Genomic DNA, 20616 nt, shown 5'->3' with positions numbered 1-20616 from the left:
CAATCTGGCGCAATACAACAACCCGCCAGAGATGGTAGTACGGCGACATACCTCAAAGCTAATATTTATGTGCATCCCGTGCAACTAATTGTTTACTTACTTTCGAATTGATAACCAATTTTGCGGATAACAGGGATAAAACGGAGCGAGCGCAACATTAACCCCGACCAACTATGGGCTAACGAATGATCAAATAGCTGCAATTAGTTAACGTCATTTGACGATTCAGGTTACTCAGGATCGGTAGAATGTGACCATTCAGGGAACATATCGTCCCTAGCCTTTGCTCCAGCTAGTGCTAAATGACCCAAATCAGCAATTCGAACCAGTTCACCTCGCATGACACCATCAGGGAGTCTTTTTGCACCTATCAATGTGATGTGGGGGCGCAGGCGTGCTATCGCTGATGACTTTGTACCCATCGCTCGCGCTAGATCTGCAAGTGGAAGATAGCTTTGTCGAAATGCGAAAAGCTGATGTGGCAGCACAATACGACAAGGTTGACCGCGCCGTTGTACTACTTCAGATTTAAGCAGTCCTTTGTCCACCCAGTGCGCAATGGACTCCCATTTCCACCCAGTTGCTTTGGCCAACTGCTGAATTGTCATACCCGACTCTATCAGCGGCATACCGAAGTATTTTGATACATCAGATCGTCGAAAGGTCAGATCGCCAATATGCTTAGCAGGTGAAACTGCTCTCACATCGCCATTGAAGATTGCCTTCATCAGCGACTCTATGGCTTGTTTCTCTCCCATACGCCGGCTGGTAAATGCAGCCCAAGTGACGGTAACATCGTCGATAGTCGTCGTTGGCTCCGCTAAGTGGCTCAATTTTTCAAGCAGGTTCCTTACTGACTGATGACTGACCGGCCCTCCTTTCAAAATGTCTTCCCGCCATCGTATATCTGACTGGATGATGCCTGCCGTTTTCATCCGATCCAGTACCGCTTGAGATATCCGTGCCATCTCGCAAGTTGCGGCGTCAGAAATCCATTCGGCTCGCTTCTGCTGTATTCGATCAACTTCGATGCATGGCACTTCGTAAACCTGACCACGGGTTCCTGTTCGTCTTATGCGGTGCGAGCATTCATTTTTCAGAATCGAGTCGAGAAGGCGGGAGCGACTGACGCCAATTGCTTTTGCTGCCTTAGAGGAGCGTATGTAGCCAGTGGAGGATTCAGCCATGGTTTTAGCTGAATCAAGGCCAAGTAAACAATCTGTTTGCTGTGCGGCGACGTCAATGACTATTTGTACGAATTGCTCAAGCTCGGTATCTAGAACAAGTTTGCGCAGTCGAATATACCAATCACCAAGCAGTGTGTTGAGTGTGCGAGCATTTTTACGTCCGACGGCAATGCGTTCCTCTACATGTTGCTTGAAGCCTATTGGCCAATCGGCGAGTAAAGCTTCTAATGGCGTAAGGAATCTAATGGACTCATGGACGGACTTTGGCGCAGGCACTGTGCCTTGCAGTTTTGGCCGTGTAGTGTCTGCATACTGGCACAAGATCTGAATAAACTTTGTTAGCATAGCAAGATCTATGTCATGCAGGTTCGGTGCCATGTTTCCAGAGTGCTGGCCATTGGTGGCGATAAGTGTTGATAACCATAACTGCACATAAGTCGCCGGTACTCGTGGCAAGTTGGCTAGATTTTGGCCACATGAACACAATCCGATATGTAGACGATCCCGCGAGAGGCTTTTGCCACACGAGTTGCAGCGATCAACCAACAACACCTGGTGATGAGGACAGGCGGTGGAATATGCATGTTCCCAGCTGTGCCGAATGTGCTGGGATTCAGCGATGCATCCAGGACATACGGCTTCAGAATGAGATCGATACAGCGATCTCCAACTACGGCAGAGAATTTCCTGCTTTCTGGCGTGTTCCGCCCATATCAATTCTAGTCCGAGATTTCTGGCTACTTCGTCGGTCCGCATTAGGAGCTGGCGTCGGTTCCGATCTACGCCAGCTGTATCAGTGAGATCGCGCCAACTACCAAATCCGTTATCCGAGGCAAGGCGTCGAAAGTAACCGAAACCAGCTTCTTCGTTTCGGGGGGCTGATGTGACGACAAGGCTCATTGTTGTGTAGCTCCATTTTTACGAACGGGGACGGGCATCGTGTTGCTGCTCAAAACATGGGCATATGCCTGTTTCAGAGCGGCGGGTTCGACAACCGCAATGTTATTGGGGTCTTGAAATGCCAGCCGATGTGGCGATCCGGCATGACTAACTTCCTCAAGTGCTCGCGCACAATCGAGATAGGTGACAGGCCGAGGAGCATCATTTGTCAGTAGGCGGGCGAGCTCCCGTATAAAGTCGGCAAGAACTCCTATAAGACCGCCAGTCAACAAGAAGCTTTGTTCTGTCAGGATGCGAGGGGGCACAGTAATCGGATAGCCAACAGCAGCGAACATCTTAGCGTAGCTAGCGACGCAAGAAGTGTACGCCGCCATTTGCCAATTATCGCCAGGGTCGTATGGCCGGAAATAGCGTGCAGGGCGAGCACGTCGTCTCAGCTGCTCATTTGCCGAGAATAGGCGTTCAAGTCGAGGAATTCCGAGAAGAATTAAGGTCATATCTAGTCTGTCAGACAAAGTTTTCAGCCAATCACTTGCAGCGCGAGGTGGCACTCTGGATCCTTCGTCAACCAAGTGCGAGATTTCGTCAAAAATAATCACACGTGTACCTGCCAGGCGAAGCTGCGTCACCATCAGATCGAACATAGTGCCTGCGGTAGTACGCGCCGCAACCGTAATGCCAAGTGCGGCTAATACGCTCTTCGGAAGTAATTTAGCTGTAGCGGACTGTGGAACTCTTACGATGAGAACAGGGATATATCTTCGACCTTCTAGACGGCTTTCCGGATATTTTCGTGCAATGGTGGTGACGATCGAGGACTTGCCAACTCCACTCGGACCAGGGATACGTTCGATCTTGGGCGCAAACCCAGCGATGGCATCATTGATGCGTTGCTCAAGTGCAGTGAGGTGTTCAACAAAAAATGGGTGAGGAAGCTCGCATGTCTCGATATCTTTGCGCAGTTGTTGGGCGATATTCATAATAGTTGTTTCCCAGTGTTTCTATTCACGATGGACATTGGTTGGACGGTGTCGTACCAGGAGTCATTTAAGGTGCTGCCTTCGGAACTCCATGCCGGCGCTGTCTCTGTTGCGTGTTCAAACTGTGTTGATGAAAGTAGAGGTCGTTTGATGCTTCGCTGAATGGCAGCATGTTCCTTCGCTCGCTGGGTTGTTTCCTTACTTTCTTCCCGTTTGCTGCGAGATTTTTCTTTGCGAGGCTTGTTATTTGCGGTCGCTGCATCGTCTAGGTCATCGTTGAATTTAGTCTTCGCATCGGGGTCAATCCAATCAGTCATACCAGCTTTAAAGCGTTCCTTCGCTTCAGCGAATGTCCATGCCGGGGTATCCGGGCGTACATGCTCGTGCGTAAGAGGTACGAGTGGACGCGCATCGTCTTCGTACACATACGCATGGCGAAAATCGTCGGGGTTATAGAGTATGTGGAGCAAAGCTCGATCCCCGTATCGGGATAGCAAGTAAGACATCGTGTCTCCCTTGTACCGAAAACCATGTTCCAGTGTTATTCCGGTCTTGGCACTGAGCACACATTGTTTATGCTCGAAGATTGCTGCCATCCATTTCTGCCGAGGTGGTGGCATGGTGATGGGATGCCCTATTTCTTCGGTTAGATAAGTGAGGCGCTCGAGTGGGGTTTTTCCCCTGACTGAGCTATCCAGTAATTCTTCCCAACGTAGCCGATCGAGAGGTGTGTTGATCCATTTCTCATAAAGCCATCGAACAATCCATTTCTCAAGTGCGCCAATGGTCATCAACTGATCACCCAAGGCCTCGGGATCGCGCTGGCCGTCTTTCCCATTGAATCGAGTACACCCTGGAAGGATTTGCAGTGCTTCTTTGAGCGCTCGGTTCAATCGCTCAATAAACGGTTTCCCTTGGGCTTCTTTCGCCTTGCAATGTTTAATGTCAATCTCGATTAACTCTAGGCGAATAATTCGCCCTCCCTTGCACTCTGGGCCGTTATCAAAAATGAGTTGTGACGGAGTGCCGTACAAGTCGCATGCTTGATTGATACCGAGCTCTTTAAATCGCTCCGTTTTTGCTGGCGTTAGATACATCTCGACGCAGGAAATTGAGTCCATTTCGCACGGAGCCCCAATAACGACTCGCCATCCAACTGGATATCCCGTACATGCATCAACAGCATGGACCAGATACACTGCTCTGGATATGCCGTGAGGAGTTTGCACAACGAAAGGTAAATGCAAGGCGTCCTGCTCAATGCGTGCGAAGGCAAATGAGGCGCGTATCCTTTTCTTTGCAAACGACTTGCCCGCTACACGGTCTAGTGGGTCCATTCGATCGTAGCTTGCATCAACGCTGAGGCTGCGGATTACCGAGTTCACAAACTTACGACTAATTGAGTGCTGTTTGACGTGAAGGCCACGGCGACGAGCTTCACGATTGACGTATTCCGTTAGATTCAGGACCGTCCATTTTGATTCTGTGACCAGATAGAGGTCACTGACAGTGACTTCGATGAACTCTAGAAGGTCTTTAGAGTACCTAGGCGTCGCATTTCCTTTATTTTTATCACCTTTTAGGACAGGAAGACCGAGTATCTGATTCTTGCGTGCTCGGAATAGTGTTGCACGCGACGGAAATGCTGCAATCAATACATCATCAGCGTGATTCTCTGCATATGCTTTGCGAGCAAGTGGAATGGCGGCGCCAAATGAAATGTTCCGTTTGTGTTGAATTGCTTCGATGTGCCTGAGGGTACTCTGTAGAAGGCACGCCCTTGCTTGCAGCACCGGATTATCATGCTGACTGGCAATTCCGACACGGGCCATCCCTTTGCGATGCAAAACAATATGACCGCTTGAGATGCCGCTTCGAATCTTTGCTTCTTCAATAAATCTGGCTTCGCGTTTCTTGGCGTCGAATATGTGTATTGAGCCAGCATGAATACGCGCATCCAGTATCTCAAGGTAATTTTCCGGATTGCCTGCAATGGCTAGCCTATCTCCGGTTCGCAGATCGGAATTCATGATAGCAGCTCCTCGATAAGGCAAAGATGGCTCAAATCACCAAATGCTGGTGACAATTCAAGAGATCCTTGAATTCGGTGACGGACCAGATCCGCTTGCAATACACCAATAACAAGCAAAGGTGGGATCATTCCAGGTGAAATTTGGATGTCAGCGCAAAGGTTGCGTTGTAGAACCGGGCCGGAAGCGCAGTAGCGCTCAACCTGATCAATCAGATCTGTTGTCAAATACTCATGTGCACGCGTTAAGGCAGGTTTGAGTAACTGGATGTTGACGAGGAGTGGATGTCGTTCATCCTCCGGTACTACTGCCGTGCATAACGAAATACCATGCGCTTCAATAATCTCCCGTGCACAGTCGATTTTGTCTTGATAGATGGTATCGCCTTCGTAGCCTTCAGTTTTGACTTCATACGCGCACTGCAAACCATCGATCTGAACGGTGGCAAAGTCTGGTGTGTACTCTATGTGCCCACGCAGGGCTTGGCGCATTTTGCGAGCTTCAGTGATTTCGGTGCGACTATATAGTAATCGCCGCTCAACTAAATCAACGGTAAATGGTTGTGGTTTGAATGATCGTACACGTGGATCGATACACAGCAGGTGCGCAACCAGGCGTTCGGCTGCGGACTCAACCGTGATATGGCCATTGGCCTTTTCGGCATAGGTGCCTATGCGTGCTTTGCCGAAGGTACTAGCTGTGACGCGAACCCCAGTATTTGTGAAATTCCGCCGACCACGAACTCCATAGGAGGGAGCATTTCTCATTGCCGCCCCCCGATGTGGTATTCGCACATAGAGATGATTTTTTTTGCCATAGCATTCCTCCTTGGCGCCTGCACGGCACCAATTATTCGATTTGATTTTTCGAAGTGTGTAACTGTCCCTGCTGGCGGCTTTGAAGCAGCTGAGCATCTTGACAGTCATGAGGGATCGGGGGCATACTCGACATCGGATCAACGTCATTGTTCCAATGCATTCAGCGGCCCATAAGTTAGCGCTTATGGGCCGTTTCGTTTTTGCCCCATTCTGTTTAACTCATGGGGTCTCCTTTCTTTTCATCTATTGCCGTGCTGACTTCGGAAGAATATGCGCCTCGAACTGAGGCCTGCTCACGTTGCGTGGCCAGCCACTTTGCTACATCGACAGATAAGGCAAACTTCCCACGGCGATTTTCTAAGGCAAACACAGGTACCGGGACGCTTTTCCTGACCAGCGCCTGACGAAATGCTTCCTTTGATGGATAGCCGAGTGCTTGTCGTAAATCATCGTTTGCGATAAGCGGCCCATATTGCTGCATCAAACCGCGTTCTAGCAGTTGCTCAATTGTTTCGTCGGTTTGCATTGTTGTTATTTGGATTCGGTTGTCACGTTCTGTCACGCTGGAGAGAGTCTAACTCTATCAGTAGCAATCGTGAAGAAAGTAAAATGGGCTCCATATTTTTACTCTATTTTGTCGATATTGAATTTCGTAACTTATTGAATTTATGTAATATTTTCTAGATTTACTGTATTTCGCACGGAGCAGATAAATACAAAATGACGAATCCAACTACCTCACGAGACCCAGTTGACGTGCTCCGAACGAAATATTGGTATGAAGGGTTGTGCCTTCGGCTTGGAGAGACTACGGCATATGCACTGGAGAAGAAAATTGAACCTGGTGCGTTTAAAAAGAATGGTGATAATGTTTCCATTCATCGAAATAAGTGGTGGCGTTACCGTAGTGGCTTACATACACCCAATGCCGCTACTTGCTCTAAAGCGGACGGGATTGTTATGGGATCTTCTGCGGATCTGAATCACCCGCTTTGGAGATCACTTCGGAACGAACCTCTGGCGCATGAGGCAGCAGGATTGTTACGTCAGCTCGCGCCGGAATTACAAATCATCTTGTTTGAACAGCATGACAATTTCCGGATTGAGGCGGGAAAAAGGTATCTAGGAAGAATTGAGCATCGAGCGAGCTTAGATGCCCTAGCTTGCCTTACGATATTGTTGAAAGTTAATTATGAAAAGGGACACTACGATCAGGTATGGGATTTTGCGCACAGAGTATTACGGATGCTGCTGATTCTTGGGGATGTATTCGATAAGCGAAAGATAGCAGAGGAAATATTTGAGGTTTATCGCAAACGGATTTTCAACCTTGTTCGACTCAATGGTGAAAGATTTTGCCTTGATGGGTATTGTTATTTAGGCAATGTCGCAATTCTTCATCACTACGCGCACAACACGAATTACACCAAAGGCCGGAGCTTGACTTGGAATGAACAAGTGAAGTTTATGCGGCGCATTCTTGATGGAGATTTTGGAATGGATCTTAGATTTTTACTAATGTCATCCATTCGCCCTGATTTGAGTATTGGGCCACCTACTTGCAAAAGTATGTTGCGTAAAAATCAGAGTGTGCGGCTGCGTAAATGGAGTTTACAAAATGTAGTTACCGGAGGATCAGAACGGTTTCCCCCGGCAAACATTTGGGAAGATTAACCTAGCTTGCTATTAAAGCATGGCTCGTTTTTATAAATTGGGAAACTCCCTTTCTTTTAGATAGTTTACGTGTGGACAGACCTTTCTCTCGACCCCTACAGGACAATATTTTGATCTACTGTCGTACTGTTTGTGGCTGTGCCTTAGGGTTTGGCAGTCGTGCTTAAATTTTGTAAGGGATGCAGCGTAAACGTTTGTATGTTAATCATTTGACTTTTGATCGTAACGTCGTCAATCACTAAAAAAATAGACACAGATATTGTCGCTACGATGATTGAGGACTCTTATGAAATAATTGAAGTTGGTGTTGATGAAATCACCCTAGTTTCCGGCGATGCTAACTATGTTCCCGCAGTAGAAAAGTTGAGACTTCGTGGAATTCCCGTTCACGTAGTGTTCTGGTCACATGCTTCGCGTGAATTGAAAGAATCGGCTACGAAATTTGTGGATTTGAATCTCTATTTGAACCACCTCTGCAAATGATCGGAAAACTAGATGGACTCAACATAAATGGTGTGGTACTTGGGACTTCTAGGAGCCTCGGCGGCGACTTTGGCTGGGATGGCTATCACCAAGCCCACACGCTATGAAGCTGTAGTTTCACCACTCGTTTTTAAAGCCGCTGTGCTTGTGATGGTCGCTGCATGTGCTTGGCAGGGAGGATTAATGGCGGTATTCAATTCTATAAAGCCATTCTTGTCGAACGTGGATGCCGCAACTAAGCAGTATTCGTCGCTTTATTTGGCCGGATGGCTTGCATTAGCCGGTGGATTTTTGCTGGTAATACTGTATCCCTTGCTCAATGCTTGAGTCTTTCAAGGGAAAATTCAATGGCCACATATCGTTTCGATGAAAAACACGACGCGACTATTCGTCCGGTGGAAAAACTTGCTAAGGGGCGTTATCGGTGTCTGGTTCACGTTGGACTCACGGATGGATCGCCAACGGATTCGTCTTTTGAAGCTGAAGGTAAAACTGCCAAGCAAGCTGAAAAGGCAGCATTGCAGTTGGCCAGTGACGCAATATCGGCTGGTAAAATCAAATATCTAGAAAAATAATGACCAAATCACAATTGAGCGAATAGCTGAATTGCATAAACAGGAGATAGCTTGTGCAGAGCGTATGGCGAGTATCCAGCGCAATACAGTAAAAGGCAGACATGGAATATGTTTGCCTCTAAATCGTCAAAGTGTTAAAAAAAAGTTTTCCATTTATTCCACCAGGGTTGGGATACGTTTTTTTGTTGTATTTCCGGTTTTTCTTCAATTTGTGACGGTGGCAAATGAAATTCCGTAATTCCTACCCCGTGTATTACGGTGGACTGTTTGTTCAGGGACAGAAAGAAGCGCCCGACCACGGTGCGATGATTGCCTTGGTTGACGTAATAGCGATCACCTAATTTTGAAAAAGACCAGTATTCTTTTCCTTCATGACTAGTGTAGTAACCAGGATTAGTCCATAAGCGTTCTATACACCGGTGGCCACGTTTCATCAGACCTTGATATTGGGATCGCCCATTATTGCTAATTGTTTGAGTTCTATCGGGACGTGTCGGAAGCAATTCAATCCAAGTGTGGCCAGCATAATCTGGATGCAATGTACCAACTACTTGCGCTAGATCTACCGATCCAATCATTTGCGTAAATGGCAAATCTAGCACCTCTCGTTTATCAAAATGCTCCATACGATCGTTAGCAAATTCTGGTGTTTCTGACTGAAGCAAAAAGTGTATGTCTGGGTGTATTGAGCTCATATGGACTTTTAAGTTGGAGATGTTCTGTTAAATCTGGAGCGATTGCCAAAAAAACTTTACTTCATAATAATGCACTTATTCGGACATTTTGATAAAGAGACTGTATGTCAGACATCCATGCTGAGTATCATCGGTTCTTGGAACATCTTTCAACGCGAGGGGTTCCGGAAGATGTGCATCGCCTTGCAAATTTAATATATGGTAATCTTGAACATCTTGCCGAAGTCGGCGCTGCTCGACGCAGCCGATCGGCACGTCTAGTTTCTCTTGCAATCGAACACTTCGAGGGAACTAATCCGATTTACAGCGAGCGACTAGAAAATGCTGCTCCTGGTGCAGTTTTCGAACGTTTAACCCAGCTTAGGGTTGGCCCATTTCGTGGGTTTATGCGACCAGAAGAATTCGATCTTAGTCGCGACATTACTCTGATCTATGGAGCCAACGGTACAGGTAAGAGTAGTTTCTTCGAAGCGTTAGAGCTCGCTATGCTTGGTTCTATCAGCGAAGCGCAAGTGAAGCGGTTAGACTTAAGAGAATACTGCAATAATGCCAGAATAGGTCGCCATACAGAGCCTGTGCTTCTGGGGCAATTTGGCGGAGCAAACTCAACCATACAAAGGGATGAATCTCGATACCGGTTTTGCTTTATTGAGAAAAACCGACTTGATGATTTCGCGCGTATTGCCGCACGCACTACGGGGGATCGGAGGCAGCTTATCGCTGCTTTATTCGGGTTAGATCAGTTTAGCGAGTTTGTTCGTGGTTTTAATCCAGAGCTTGACCAGAATTTAATGCTCATTGGAAATGAAGCAAAACGTCTGGCCGAGCAACGTCAGCAAATTGCGAATGCTGAGCAGATTATTTCTGGATATGCTCAAGCCGTCGCGAGTATTGAGGCCGAGGAAGAAGCGTATGCGGAGCGCATATACCCAGGGTTTGGATACAGAAAATTCGTGGATTGGCTACTTGGAACACCACATCAGCTTGGCAGGCTACCTTATGTTCAAGCTCAGCTCGATGCGCCATTGCCGACCATACATAACATTACCCAAGCTAAGTTAAACATCCTGCTCAATAGTGCATATGAGAATCATAATGCATACAATTCGGTTCAAGCATTAATTAGTGCTCGGGCCAATGAGATTTCTTTTCAAAATCTTTACGATGCTGTACTTGCATTTGCTGAGGGCGCCGAGTCTTGTCCAGCATGTGGTACGGCGCTCACTGATGTATCGGAAAATCCATTTGACAAAGCACGCAGTGGTTTGGATCAATTGCGTGAGCTTGCGGACTTACAGAAACAGGAAGTAGTCCTTCGCAATCAGCTAAATGAAGTGTTTAGGGTACTTTTGGAGGAAATGCGCCGTGTTCTCCTTGTAGCGCAAAGTGTATGTCCGCACAAAGTTATCGCCGAAAATCTTCCGAATTTACCTGAACATCACTTGGGAGATTGGCTAGCTATATGGGTAGCTGATGAAAAGCTTCTCTGGAAAAAACTATTAGAAATTGCAACATTGATCGAGGTATCGGATAAGCAGGCTCGTGATGCACATAAACAGCGTGATACGTTAGTTACTGAACGGGACACTCTGATTCAGTATCGGTTGGATATCGAGGGACTACGCACTCGTCGAACGGATGTAGGCAATAGTCTCAGATTAGCTCAGGAAAATGTCGCACGGTTTAATGCAGAAAATCAGGCATTAATTCAACTGGTTGAAAACGAAGTTCCGGTTGTACAACTTCATAAAAGGATTAAAGCGGCTTACGATGCGTTTCTTCCGGAAATCCAGTCATATTTGGCGGCGTTACCCGGATTAATGATCGAGGGGCTCGGTACGCTGGCTCGTGATCTCTACAACTCTTTCAATCGGGACGATTTAAAGGGGGATTATCTCGCTGGGTTGTTCTTACCAGTGACAGAAAGCCAGAGGATCGAGGTCGTCTTTGCTGGTGAACCTGACGTCCGCTATGACGCGTTGGTTGTATTGAGCGAAGGTCATATCAAATGCCTAGGATTGGCTATTTTACTGGCTAAGAATATTCAGCAAAGTTGTCCAGTAGTTATTTTTGACGATGTGGTCAATGCGATCGATGACGACCATCGCAATGGAATTTGGCGAACATTTTTTGAGGACCATTGGCTTGACGGGAAGCAAGTTATCCTAACTTCTCACGCCGAAGAGTTCTTGTTGCGAATTCAGCAGGAACTCGGTTCTGCACGTGCTGCAGCAATAAAATGCTACAAATTCCTGCCACACAATGGCGAGCACGAGTTGCGTGTTGATAGTGATCCACCAACAAAGAATTATGTCTTATTAGCACAACGTGCAGTGGACGATGATGACAAGAGAGACGCATTACGTCAAGCAAGGCCTGCATTGGAGAGTCTTACTGACCGACTTTGGACTTGGTTAGGCAAAAAAGGCGAAGGCCGTATCGAGCTAAAGCTCAGCGGTCCACGGGCGGATCGGGAATTAAATAACAAATGCGTAAAATTGCGACACGCGGTCGGTCGCATCACCGGCAATTATCTAGGTTTATCTGAAGCAGTGAATGCATTGAGTGAATTACTTAACGTCGGCGGTACAAGTATCGAATGGAGCTACTTAAACGGCGGTACGCATGACTCCGTGCGCGGCCATGAATTTGATCGTGCAACGGTCAAAAAAATAGTTGACGCAATAACGGAGTTGGATACGGCTCTGGATGTCCTTCAGAATAGGCAGTAGTTATTGGTTTGTTTCGGTTGAAATAGCGGGCGCCTTAGCGGCGCTGTTAATCTGAATGCCGGAGCTCATAACATTGCGCTCCGTTCGAACAGTCCACGTCCTGAATTTTCCTCGCGTTTGCGTAAATGCGCCGTTGGCCAAGCCGACGGCAAAGTCATGCAACGAAAGTGTCTTAACTCGCCGGCCGTTTGGCGATAAATACACTGTCACAGATGTGGTGTCGACCGTAGGCGCTCTCTTCGGGCAATTAAATGTGAGTTTGAACCCTGTAAAGCGCCGAATGCTCGAGTAACTGGGAATCAACGAGTCGCCGGACCAGATAAACCGCAAGGTCAATCGCAGGCGGTTCAGCGCGGCATTATTGGGCTTGCCTGCGCGCCATGGGTGTGGACACCATACTGATTAAATAAAGGCAGAGTCCCCCGAAGTTGACGACATACTTTCCATTCCAACGTATTCGCCCATCGCCAAACCTCTATTATTGCCGTCTCCCGCAATCACACCTACTCACAAATAGGGAGCACGACCAAGCAGGTGGTCAGCAAGGCAAATACTGGTTCATCGTAGTATTACTGCGTGCCGGCGTTGCACTAGCTTAAATTTTAAAAATAGACAACATTAGTTGGATTTTCGAGCTAAAAGTCCCCGAATTGTCGGTTACTGCAATAAATGCAGCCAGACAGTCAGTATTTCCCATTAGAATCATGAAAAAACGACATCTATGCCTTATCGAGTTTAATACCGCCGTAAAGTGAGCCGCCTGAAAAAATGGATACTGAAAAATCTGGGAACAGCCTTGATAGCCTCCGTGAAAATGATAAAGAGCTTGACCGTTATCTTGGCCTGATATCGGTTCCCGAGTGCGAGAATGGCGCGCACCGCCGCACCAAGCTTTTATTCTTGCGATTTGAAGAAGATGTACCTACAGATGACGCGTTCATTGAACACCTTCTAGATTCGATAATTGGATACGCAATTCCTAAGAAAAAGCGCTTGGCCGCCTTGGCTCGTTCTCATAGCTCACGAACGCAAGCGGATACCCGCCCGCTAGCGAGGCTACAACGGGAAGCGCGCAGGCTCTTTCTAGAGTATGACCCAGACAATACTGGTCGCTTTGGTGAGGTTGGCGAACTCATAGCTTACTGTGTCGCTGAGCGTCACTTAGGCGCCGCGCAGATTGCTGCAAAGCTTTCGTTGAAAACAAATAACAATATGCCCGTCCACGGGATAGATGGTATTCACGCGAAATTCGAAGACGGCGTAATGAACGTCTTTTGGCTTGAGTCCAAGCTCGCTCCGAGCGCAAACGACGGGGCGAAAGAATTCGCAATCTCCACTGCGACTTTCTTGTCAAACCGTACCCAGTACCTACGAGAGTTAACGATAGTGACTGATTTCAGTAACATTGACGCCTTGCCGCAAGATCAAAAGGATGTCTTGCTGAGCTACTTCGACATGTATGATTCTGATTCCGTGTTACAGAAGCGCGACAGACATGTTGGAGTGATTTGCTACGATGAGAATTTGTATGGCCAAGGCATTCCGGTAGACGACACCAAGCCTCCGTCGATACACGAAGAGCATTTTATTGAGCGCTATGCGAAAAAGCATAAGCATCATGACGATGCATTGATGAAACACCTAAAAAATCAAACTGTAAAATCTACGAAGTCATTAGCGTTTTTCATTGCCGTGCCCTCAGTTGACGGCTTACGTCAGAAATTTGGAGAGGCTCTGAAATGACATCGTTCGCAGAGCAGCTTTCGTCAAAGATATTGACCAATGACCAATTCTGGAATGACCTAGATTTTGTCAGTGCTCGCGGCCTTATGTCGGAAATTCGCGAATCGGCTGACGACTCGAGTGCTGAGGTCGACGACTTGCCTGATGCCACGGAACGATTGATGTACTCGGCGTCTGTGTTTGCCCAAACCGACTCCGACAATCATCGTTCACTCGCTCAGCGAATCGCCCTCTATTCGACTCTGGTATCCCACAATCCACTAGTGCTAGAGGCCTCAACTCGTATACTCGCAAGCATCGGCAATTTTCCGGGAGTAAAACAACTGGAGCGACGCCCAGAACGCTTCCGCCCATCCTTGACCACCTTGTTAACCAACTGCCTGCTCAGGGCCATTAACACGGAAGAGATTGGCGGGACTCCGGTTCCGCTAACTGACTTTCAGCGAGGCGTTTGGGAATTGTTACCGACTGGACGGAACGTCGCAGTTAGCGCCCCCACTTCCGCCGGAAAATCGTTTGTTGTATTGGCTCAACTTTGCGAGCGAGCCGAGAAAGAACCTAGTTTCTGCTGCGTCTACGTAGCGCCTACAAGAGCTCTTCTTGCTGAGGTGAACGAGAAGTTGAACTCTCGACTGGCTCATGTCTCAGACAAAGTACGTGTTTCTACAATTCCAACACTCGACAGCGAAGACCGGCCAGGGCAAGTGTTTGTATTAACACAAGAGCGCCTGATGGTGCTTTTAAGTGTCACCTCAATTCGTTTCGACATGGTCGTTGTCGACGAGGCGCAATCCATCGGTGACGATATTCGCGGGATGATTTTGCAGGACTGTCTGGAGCAATGCCGGGCTCGCAATTCAGTTGCCCAATTCGTTTTTCTGGCCCCGGGCGCTACTGGTTTCGAAACCTTAGGAAACTCTATTGGTATTGAGGAAATATCGGTAAGGAAGACCGGATTATCGCCAGTGCTTCAAAATCGTATCATCGTCACTCCAGACGCCGCAAATCCCACTCATCTGCAGCTAAAGCTACTCAATGCGCGGCAAACCGTTGAAATCGGGCGTGTCATTGGTAGCCGCGGGTTCCTAAACGAAAAAACCTTACTAGCGGCTGTTGCACTTGAACTCGGAAGCAAAGGTGCATCGTTGGTCTACGGAACCGGACCATCGCAGACCGAGAAGATTGCGCTTCAACTCGCGACAGACATGCCGAGAAAGCAGACTCCGGCGCTGCTTGACCTATCTAAGTTTATTAAGGACCATGTTCATCCCAAATACAGCCTCGCAGAACGTGTGCTGCACGGTATCGCGTTCCATTACGGTAAGATGCCTAGCCTTCTTCGGGAAGCCATTGAATCAGCGTTTAAAAATGATGATATTAAGTACCTAGTTTGCACAACAACACTCTTCCAAGGTATCAATCTACCGGCACGAAATGTCTTCATCGACACGCCAACGCGCGGCCGCGATGGAAAGTTGGACGCCGCTGCTCTTTGGAACTTCGCAGGGCGGGCTGGCCGATTGCATCACGACATCGTCGGAAATGTGTTCTTGGTGAACTACGACAAGTGGACCGACAAGCCCCTAAGTACCTCACAACCGTTCAATTTGCGGTCTGCTTTTGGGGTGGCGGTTACAGAAAAATATGCAGACGTGCTGGAGGTATTGGAGAGCCGAGTCAACAGTGACATTTCGAAAATCCCAGCTGATGCAAAAGCCGCGGCCGGTCTTATGATGTCGAGAGCCGCAAAAGGCTCATTGTCAAACTTCTTTGACAGGTTTGAAATGCCCTTGGATTCCGCAGCGCGTGAGGTTTTAATTGGGGCAGCGGAGCAAACGGTTAAGGAGCTAAACCTTCCAACAGAAGTATTGGAGAGTAATTGGACTGTAAATCCGTTTGGACAGGCCCGTCTTCTTGCACGGTTTCGCAAGCTCATCGCTGAAGGTCGTGCGCAAGAGCTTCTTCCACCACATCCGTCAGGAGATGTGTTCGAGAGCTACGTACAGGTCTTCGCACGCATTAACAAATACATTTTGGGGCTCAGTTTTTCTGGGTTTAACAAGAAGCTGGCGACGATTGGACTAGCTTGGATGCGAGGGGCACCACTTCCTGTTCTTATCGGAAAAAGTATCGAACTGGCGCAAACTAAAAAAAAGACAAATCGTGAAGTCAATGTGGACACCCACGTAAGAAGCACGTTCGAATTTGTGGAGGACAAACTACGATTCGAATATGTGCAACTTGGAAAAGCATATGTGGATCTCCTTCGGTTCGCGTTGCGTGAACAACAACTCGAAGTCGAGGCCAACTCGATTTTTGATTTTCCCCTAGCGCTGGAACTAGGGGTGTCCTCAGTTGCTGGCCAAGCATTCATTGAATTGGGTTTATCTCGTGTCACTGCGTCGTTGCTGCAAGACCTTATTCCGGATTCGAATCCAACGCTTGCCCGGGCTAAGTCGTGGCTTGCGTCAATCAGGGTAGAGGATTTAAAGCTATCCAAAATCATTGCTCAGGAGCTTGTGCAGAAAGGGCTTGTTGCAGCAACAATTGAATTAGACACTTGAAGTATGGCGAGCCCAAGGCTCATGATGGGCGCCAAAGGAAGGTGCTCTAGGACGACCTCACCTTCAAACAGAGGCCGTATTAATGCTCGGCAGGCTTATGCAAATTCTTGTCCAATGCGGTTTTCCCCGCAGAGTAGGCGGCTCTCTTTATCATGTTGTTTACAAATTTGAAGTTCTCCTTCGTTGGCGAGGATCTCGGCACGATGATTTTCGTGCAGTGCGCAAAAGAAAAGCGGCCCCTCACTGAGGTGGCCGCTTTCCGTTCGGACACGGTGGCAACTAGGTGCCATCAAGCCAAGCTATCGAGGCACATCCACCGATAACTGTCTCAGTGGATACTTCCCAAAATCTCAAATTATGGTTCCCGCTACAAGCGCATCAAACGTCGATGTTACCGGCGCGCAGCGCATTCCCTTCAATAAACGCACGGCGTGGTTCTACGTCGTCGCCCATCAGGGTGGTGAAGATCTGGTCGGCGGCGATGGCGTCTTCGATTTGTACTTTCAGCAGGCGGCGTACGGTTGGGTCCATGGTGGTTTCCCACAGCTGATCCGGATTCATTTCACCCAGACCTTTATAGCGCTGTTTAGAGACGCTGCGTTCGGCTTCTTCGCGCAGCCAGTTCATGGCCTGATGGAAGTCCTGTACCGCGATTTCGCGTGCTTTGTCGCCTTCGCCACGGCGGATATACGCACCGGCGCCCAGCAAGCCTTTAAAGGTGGCGGCGGCGTTGTTGAGCACTTTGTAATCGGCGCCGTCGATAAAGTCGGCGTCGATCAGGCTGACTTTGATATTGCCGTGGTGCAGGCGTTCTACGCGCAGGCCGAATGCGCCGGACAATTCGTCGGTAGTGACCAGTGCTTTGACTGCCGGATCATTGATCGCAGCGGTCAGCGCAGCGGCGGAGGCTTCTGCGTGTTCCTGGCTGTCCAGACTCAGATTGACGCCGGTCATGATGGCGGTCAGGGCTTCGCGGTCAATCACGCGGGCCAGACGGGTCATGACGGAATTCGCCAGATTGAACTGACCAACCAGTTCTTCCAGCGCGCTGCCGTTAATCGGCGCGGCACCGGCTTGCGGTACCAGCGTGGCGTCTTTCAGCGCCAGATTCATCATGTACTGCGCTTCTTCGGCATCGTCTTTCAGATAGCGTTCATCGCGGCCGGCTTTCACTTTGTACAGCGGTGGTTGCGCGATGTAGATGTGGCCGCGTTCTACGAGTTGCGGCATCTGGCGGTAGAACAGGGTCAGCAGCAGGGTACGGATATGCGCACCGTCCACGTCCGCGTCGGTCATGATGATGATGCGGTGGTAGCGCAGTTTGTCGGCATTGAATTCGTCCGGGCCGATGCTGGTGCCCAGTGTGGCGATCAGCGTGGTGATCTGTTCGCTGGACAGCATTTTTTCAAAACGGGCTTTTTCTACGTTCAGCACTTTACCGCGCAGTGGCAGAATCGCCTGGAATTTACGGTCGCGGCCTTGTTTGGCCGAGCCGCCCGCAGAGTCACCCTCGACGATGTACAGTTCGCACAGCGCCGGGTCTTTTTCCTGGCAGTCTGCCAGTTTGGAAGACAGACCCAGACCATCCATAATGCCTTTACGACGGGTCAGTTCGCGGGCTTTACGGGCTGCTTCACGCGCACGCGCTGCTTCCACGATTTTGCCGCAAATGATTTTGGCGTCGTTCGGTTTTTCCATTAAGAAATCGGTGAGGGTTTTCGCAACGATTTCTTCAACAGGGCCGCGCACTTCCGAAGACACCAGTTTGTCTTTGGTTTGCGAGCTGAATTTCGGCTCCGGTACTTTCACAGACAATACGCAGGTCAAGCCTTCGCGCATGTCATCGCCAGCGACTTCGACCTTGGCTTTTTTCGCTAGATCGTGTTCTTCAATGTATTTATTAATAACGCGGGTCATCGCAGCGCGCAGACCGGTTAAGTGCGTACCACCGTCGCGTTGCGGGATGTTATTGGTAAAGCACAGCACGGTTTCGTTGTAGGTGTCGCTCCATTGCATGGAAACGTCAACGCTGATCGTGGTGCCCTGGTCAGAGGCTTTTTCGCCTGTGGCCTGGAATACGGTAGGGTGCAGCACGGTTTTGGCTTTGTTGATGTATTCCACAAAGCCGCGTGTGCCGCCTTCAAATGCAAACAATTCTTCCTTGCCGGTGCGGTGATCATTCAGTTTGATACGCACGCCATTGTTCAGGAAAGACAGTTCGCGGATACGTTTTGCCAGAATTTCGTAATGGAATTCAACGTGGGTGAAGATTTCTTCATCGGCCCAGAAATGCACTTCGGTACCGCGTTTGTCGGTGTCGCCAATCACTTTGATCGGGGAAGTCACTACGCCGTCAACGGTTTCGATTTCGCGGTTTTGTGCCACGCCTTTAGCAAACTCCATCTGATGGATTTTACCGTCGCGGCGAATCGTCAGTTTCAGCAGTTTGGACAGTGCGTTCACGCACGATACGCCCACGCCGTGCAGACCGCCGGAAACTTTGTAGGCGTTCTGGTCGAACTTACCACCGGCATGCAGCTCGGTCATTACGATTTCAGCGGCGCTGCGCTTAGGATCGTGTTTGTCATCCCATTTAATGCCGGTAGGAATACCACGGCCATTGTCGGTAATCGAAATCGAATTGTCGGTATGGATGGTGACGTTGATTTCAGTACAGTGTCCTGCCAGTGCTTCGTCAATCGAGTTATCCAGCACTTCAAAAACCAGATGGTGCAAACCGGTCCCGTCCGAGGTATCACCAATGTACATGCCTGGGCGTTTGCGCACCGCTTCCAGACCTTCCAGAATCTGGATCGAAGACGCACCGTAAGCAGCGCTGTTTGGGACTGGTTGGTTTTCTTGGTTGTTATCGGACATAGCTACCTTCTTGTGTATTGACTGCTGTCGTAAAACGATTGTTTCAGTGTGGAAACCGGGTTTCCGTGCGCAGGCTGATTGCCTTTGCGTTTGGCAGGTACAACCTTCTGGCTGGCCTGCGGTTTAATTGCTGTTCTTTTTGCTGATTTGCTTTTTGCGGCTTCGGAAAATTGTCCGCTTCAAAGCTGCTTGCCTTCATATGATTGATTGAAGGCAAGCGCCTCTGCTTTTTAAATGCGCATCGGCATGACAACGTATTTGAAATCAACGTTATCAGGGATGGTGATCAGTGCGGACGAATTGGAGTCGCCCAGTGCAATATTCACCTGATCGCATTTGAGGTTGTTCAGCACATCCAGCAGATAGCTGACGTTGAAACCGATATCCACGCTGTCGCCACCGTAATCGATTTCGATTTCTTCCATCGCTTCTTCCTGATCCGCATTGGTGGACAGAATCTGCATGCTGCCCGGCGTAATCACGCAACGCACACCTTTGAACTTGTCAGAAGTCATGATCGCGGCACGTTGCAGTGCGCGCAGCCATTGTTCGCGGTTCAGTGTGAATTCGTTTTTGTAGCCTTTCGGTACCACGCGGTTGAAGTCAGGGAATTTGCCTTCGACCAGTTTGGAAATCAGTTCGATATCGGAGAAAGTCAGTTTGATCTGATTGTTCGCGATGTCGATCTGCACAGAATTCTCGCTGTCGTCCAGCAAGCGTTGCAGTTCCAGAATGGTTTTACGCGGGATGATGACTTCCTGACGCGCAAATTCCTGTTCCACTTCCACCTGGCAGAACGCCAGACGGTGACCGTCAGTGGCAACTGCCATGACTTTCTTGCCATCGACTACCAGCAGCAGGCCGTTCAGGTAATAACGGATATCCTGTTGCGCCATCGAGAAATGCACCATGTTGAACAGGTGCTTCAGGGTTTTTTGCGGCAGGCTGACGCTGGCATTGAAATGCTCTGCTTGTGCCACAGTCGGGAATTCTTCTGCAGCCAGTGTTTGCAGCGAGAAGCGGGATTTGCCGGACTGGATGCTCATGCGTTTGTTTTCCAGCTTCAGCACCACATCGTTGTCGTCAGGCAGCGCGCGCAGAATGTCCAGCAGCTTACGGGCTGCAACGGTCGTGGCGATGTCGTCACCACCGGAACCGATTTCGGCGTGCGTAGTGATCTGAACTTCAATATCCGTCGACAGGAAGGAAACCTGTTCACCGGTTTTGCGAATGAGGATATTGGCCAGAATCGGCAGTGTATGCCGACGCTCGACAATACCGCTCACAATTTGCAAAGGCCGGAGCAGGGTATCCCGGTGGGTTTTTACCAATTGCATTTGAAATCCTCGCTAAACGGG

The 20616-nt window shown here is 48.9% G+C and carries 16 protein-coding genes; 8 read left to right on the top strand and 8 right to left on the bottom strand.

The window, feature by feature from the left end:
* Positions 1-230 precede the first annotated feature (230 nt).
* The 5 genes from KDM89_RS09305 to KDM89_RS09285 all read right to left on the bottom strand — a co-directional run bounded on the left by KDM89_RS09305 (position 231) and on the right by KDM89_RS09285 (position 6441).
* Positions 231-2087 (bottom strand): TniQ family protein, encoded by a 1857-nt coding sequence (locus tag KDM89_RS09305; protein ID WP_212687664.1) that lies wholly within the window; start codon positions 2085-2087, stop codon positions 231-233.
* Positions 2084-3067: a TniB family NTP-binding protein gene (locus KDM89_RS09300; RefSeq protein WP_212687663.1), complete on the bottom strand. Its 984-nt coding sequence runs from the start codon at positions 3065-3067 to the stop codon at positions 2084-2086. The genes KDM89_RS09305 and KDM89_RS09300 overlap by 4 nt, the downstream gene beginning before the upstream one ends.
* On the bottom strand, positions 3064-5097 hold the full coding sequence (locus tag KDM89_RS09295) for a transposase (RefSeq protein WP_212687662.1): 2034 nt from the start codon (positions 5095-5097) through the stop codon (positions 3064-3066). Before KDM89_RS09295 ends, KDM89_RS09300 begins: the two co-directional genes overlap by 4 nt.
* Positions 5094-6023 carry a hypothetical protein gene (locus KDM89_RS09290; protein WP_230427760.1) on the bottom strand — a complete coding sequence of 310 codons (930 nt, stop codon included), beginning with the start codon at positions 6021-6023 and terminating at the stop codon, positions 5094-5096. Before KDM89_RS09290 ends, KDM89_RS09295 begins: the two co-directional genes overlap by 4 nt.
* Positions 6024-6129: 106 nt before the next feature.
* Positions 6130-6441 (bottom strand): hypothetical protein, encoded by a 312-nt coding sequence (locus KDM89_RS09285; RefSeq protein WP_212687661.1) that lies wholly within the window; start codon positions 6439-6441, stop codon positions 6130-6132.
* A 194-nt stretch (positions 6442-6635) separates the two neighbouring features.
* Between KDM89_RS09285 and KDM89_RS09280 the strand changes: the two genes are divergently transcribed.
* The 4 genes from KDM89_RS09280 (at position 6636) to KDM89_RS09265 (ending at position 8647) form a co-directional block, all read left to right on the top strand.
* Positions 6636-7589, top strand: a complete 954-nt coding sequence (locus KDM89_RS09280; RefSeq protein ID WP_212687660.1) for a hypothetical protein — start codon at positions 6636-6638, stop codon at positions 7587-7589.
* 270 nt (positions 7590-7859) lie between these two features.
* Positions 7860-8072, top strand: a complete 213-nt coding sequence (locus tag KDM89_RS22975; protein ID WP_212687659.1) for an NYN domain-containing protein — start codon at positions 7860-7862, stop codon at positions 8070-8072.
* Between the two features lie 78 nt (positions 8073-8150).
* On the top strand, positions 8151-8399 hold the full coding sequence (locus tag KDM89_RS09270) for a hypothetical protein (protein ID WP_212687658.1): 249 nt from the start codon (positions 8151-8153) through the stop codon (positions 8397-8399).
* 20 nt (positions 8400-8419) lie between these two features.
* Positions 8420-8647, top strand: coding sequence for a hypothetical protein (locus tag KDM89_RS09265; protein ID WP_212687657.1), 228 nt, complete (start codon positions 8420-8422; stop codon positions 8645-8647).
* A gap of 134 nt (positions 8648-8781) precedes the next feature.
* On the opposite strand, the gene KDM89_RS09260 is transcribed toward KDM89_RS09265, so the two are convergent.
* Positions 8782-9342, bottom strand: a complete 561-nt coding sequence (locus tag KDM89_RS09260; RefSeq protein WP_212687656.1) for a hypothetical protein — start codon at positions 9340-9342, stop codon at positions 8782-8784.
* A gap of 104 nt (positions 9343-9446) precedes the next feature.
* On the opposite strand from KDM89_RS09260, the gene KDM89_RS09255 reads away from it, so the two are divergent.
* The 4 genes from KDM89_RS09255 to KDM89_RS09245 all read left to right on the top strand — a co-directional run bounded on the left by KDM89_RS09255 (position 9447) and on the right by KDM89_RS09245 (position 16381).
* Positions 9447-12074: an AAA family ATPase gene (locus KDM89_RS09255; RefSeq protein WP_212687655.1), complete on the top strand. Its 2628-nt coding sequence runs from the start codon at positions 9447-9449 to the stop codon at positions 12072-12074.
* A 292-nt stretch (positions 12075-12366) separates the two neighbouring features.
* Positions 12367-12480 (top strand): DUF6471 domain-containing protein, encoded by a 114-nt coding sequence (locus KDM89_RS22460; RefSeq protein WP_230427777.1) that lies wholly within the window; start codon positions 12367-12369, stop codon positions 12478-12480.
* A gap of 362 nt (positions 12481-12842) precedes the next feature.
* Complete coding sequence (locus KDM89_RS09250; RefSeq protein ID WP_212687654.1) at positions 12843-13817, top strand: HamA C-terminal domain-containing protein; 975 nt, start codon at positions 12843-12845, stop codon at positions 13815-13817.
* Positions 13814-16381, top strand: coding sequence for a DEAD/DEAH box helicase (locus KDM89_RS09245; protein WP_212687653.1), 2568 nt, complete (start codon positions 13814-13816; stop codon positions 16379-16381). Before KDM89_RS09250 ends, KDM89_RS09245 begins: the two co-directional genes overlap by 4 nt.
* Before the next feature lie 378 nt (positions 16382-16759).
* Here KDM89_RS09245 and gyrB read toward each other — a convergent pair whose 3' ends face one another.
* Entirely contained in the window at positions 16760-19258 is a 2499-nt protein-coding gene (gene gyrB, locus KDM89_RS09240) for a DNA topoisomerase (ATP-hydrolyzing) subunit B (protein WP_212687652.1), read from the bottom strand.
* Positions 19259-19488: 230 nt separating this feature from the next.
* Entirely contained in the window at positions 19489-20595 is a 1107-nt protein-coding gene (gene dnaN, locus KDM89_RS09235; RefSeq protein WP_212687651.1) for a DNA polymerase III subunit beta, read from the bottom strand.
* Positions 20596-20616 lie beyond the last annotated feature (21 nt).

It is taken from the genome of Cognatundibacterium luofuense (genome assembly GCF_018139685.1).
Lineage (GTDB): Bacteria > Pseudomonadota > Gammaproteobacteria > Burkholderiales > Burkholderiaceae_D > Undibacterium > Undibacterium luofuense.
The sequence above is the reverse complement of the archived record's forward strand: the minus strand, read 5'-3'. Positions and strand labels throughout refer to the sequence as shown.